Here is a 2778-nt window from a genome sequence, read left to right on the forward strand (position 1 = left end):
GTGTACGTCCCCGCCGACCGGTTCACGCCGGTGCTCGCCGCCGACTGGGGTTCCCTGGCGCTGGCTGCTGCGGCGGACCATGGCGGGCTGGAACGGTTGGGCATCCTCCTGGGCCAGGATGCCGGACTCGCCGAAGCCGTGGCATCACGTGTCCAGGCGAAGCTGGAAAGCGAACCGATCGAGGACCTTCGGCTCGACTTCGAGGACGGGTACGGGGACAGGGGCGACGACGCCGAGGACGCCGCCGTTGTTGCTGCCGCAACCGCCGTGGCCACCGCCGTCGCGGCCGGCTCCGCGCCGCCGTTCATCGGGATCCGGTTCAAATGCTTCGAAGCCGCCACCAGGGCCCGCAGCCTGCGGACCCTGGATCTCTTCGTCTCCGGGCTGGCCTCCGCCGGCGAACTCCCTGCGGGACTGGTCCTGACCCTGCCCAAGGTCACCGCGGTGGCGCAGGTGCAGGCCATGGGCTACGCGGTGTCCCGGCTGGAGGAGATCCACGGACTGCCGGCCGGGCGGCTGCGGTTCGAGGTCCAGGTGGAAACTCCGCAGCTGATCCTCGGCCCGGACGGCACCTCGCCGGTGGCGCAATTGCCCCATGCAGTCCCTGGCCGGATCAGCGGCCTGCATTACGGGACGTATGACTACTCCGCGTCCCTGCAGATCGCCGCCGAATACCAGTCCATGGAGCACCCGGTGGCAGACTTCGCCAAGGAAGTCATGCAGCTCGCCGTCGCCGGAACGGGCATCCGGCTTTCGGACGGCTCCACCAACATCGTCCCGGTGGGCGGCAACGTGGAGAGCGCCTGGGAGCTGCATGGACGGCTGGTCCGGCGCTCCCTGGAACGCGGCTACTACCAGGGCTGGGACCTGCACCCGGCCCAGCTGCCCAGCAGGTTCGCCGCCACCTACGCCTTTTACCGCCAGGGGCTTCCCGCCGCAGCGGCCAGGCTCCGAAGCTACGTCGATCGGATACCAGGCGGTGTCATGGACGAGCCCGCCACCGCCCGTGCGCTGGCAGCCTTCGTCCTGCGCGGGGTCCAGTGCGGGGCCGTTGGTGCCGAAGAGGTCCAGGCCCTTGCCGGCGTCGGGGTTTCCCAGCTGACCGGCCTGGCGCACCCCCGGCTGGCCCTCTCCCCTCATTCCCAAGGAGCAAATTCTTGAGCACCTACTTTTCCCCCGAAGGCGGCCTCCCACCGCAGACCCAGCTCCTGACCGACCGCGCGGTGGTCAAGGAGGCGTACACGGTGATCCCCAAGGGTGTGCTGCGGGACATTGTCACCTCCAACCTCCCGGGCTGGAAGAAGACACGGTCATGGATCATCGCCCGTCCCATCGCCGGTTTCGCCACCACCTTCAGCCAGCTCATCGTGGAACTAGCCCCGGGCGGTGGAAGCGAGGAGCCCGAGCCCGAGGCCGGCGTCGAAGGCGTCATCTTCCTCACCAAGGGCGAACTGGTCCTGACGCTCGACGGCGGCATCCACAGGCTCGAGGCCGGCGGCTACGCCTACCTCGCCGCAGGTGCGGACTGGAAAATCCGGAATCCTGCCCCCGCCGATGGCGAAGCAGCCTCCTTCCAATGGATCCGCAAGGCGTACGAACCACTGGAAGGCTTCACCGCAAAGTCCTTCGTGACCCGCGACCAGGACGTGGAGCCGCGTCCCATGCCCGGCACCAACGGCGCCTGGGCCACCACCCGCTTCGTGGACCCGGACGACCTCGCCCACGACATGCACGTCAACATCGTCACGTTCCAGCCCGGCGGCACCATCCCGTTCGCGGAAACCCACGTGATGGAGCATGGCCTGTTCGTCCTCGAAGGCAAGGCCGTCTACCGCCTGAACGATGACTGGGTGGAAGTGGAGGCCGGCGATTTCATGTGGCTCCGCGCCTTCTGCCCGCAGGCCTGCTACGCCGGCGGCCCCGGCCCCTTCCGGTACCTCCTGTACAAGGACGTCAACCGCCAGATCCGCCTCACCGGGCGGCATTGAATGCCGGAAGAACACTACGACCTGGTCATCCGGGGCCAGCGGATCCTCACCGGCGCCGGCATCGCACCCCATGAAGTGGGCGTGCGTGGCGGGAAGATCGCAGCGCTCGCGCCGCTCGGGGCCGGCCTGGCCGGCACCGAAATGGTTGAGCTCGCGGACGGCGAGATCCTGATCCCGGGCCTGGTGGACACCCACGTCCACGTCAATGAGCCCGGCCGCACCGAGTGGGAAGGGTTCACCTCCGCCACCCGGGCGGCGGCCGCCGGCGGCGTCACCACCATCATCGACATGCCGTTGAATTCCATCCCGCCCACCACCACCGTGGAAGGCCTCAAGCTCAAACGCGATGTAGCCGAGGACCAGGTTTTCGTGGACGTCGGCTTCTGGGGCGGCGCCGTCCCGGGCAACAGACACGCCCTGCGACCGCTGCATGAGGAAGGCGTATTCGGCTTCAAATGCTTCCTCCTGCATTCGGGCGTGGACGAGTTCCCGGACCTGGGCGCAGACGAGCTGGAGGAGGACATGGCTGAGCTCAGGTCATTCGACTCCCTCATGCTGGTCCACGCGGAGGATCCGCACGAGATCGAGCGCGCGCCCCACCCCGGCGGCGGCCGCTACTCCACGTTCCTGGCCTCCCGCCCACGCGGTGCCGAGAACACAGCCATCGCCGAGGTCATCGAACGGGCCCGGCACACCGGTGCCCGTGCGCACATCGTGCACCTCTCGTCGTCGGACGCGCTGCCCATGATCGCCGCGGCAAAGCGCGACGGCGTGAAGCTCCCCGTGGAGA

General features: G+C 68.6%; 3 protein-coding genes. All 3 read left to right on the forward strand.

Features of this window, described 5'->3' with window-relative positions; all coding sequences use genetic code 11:
- A partial coding sequence (locus DBR22_RS15025) for a DUF6986 family protein (RefSeq protein WP_108599691.1) occupies positions 1-1161 on the forward strand: 1161 nt, incomplete at its 5' end.
- Positions 1158-1988: a bifunctional allantoicase/(S)-ureidoglycine aminohydrolase gene (locus tag DBR22_RS15030; RefSeq protein ID WP_108599692.1), complete on the forward strand. Its 831-nt coding sequence runs from the start codon at positions 1158-1160 to the stop codon at positions 1986-1988. The genes DBR22_RS15025 and DBR22_RS15030, both read left to right, overlap by 4 nt.
- Positions 1989-2778 (forward strand): amidohydrolase family protein (locus tag DBR22_RS24580; protein ID WP_375134967.1); only part of this gene is annotated, 790 nt, incomplete at its 3' end.

The organism is Arthrobacter sp. HMWF013 (assembly GCF_003061105.1).
Lineage (GTDB): Bacteria > Actinomycetota > Actinomycetes > Actinomycetales > Micrococcaceae > Arthrobacter.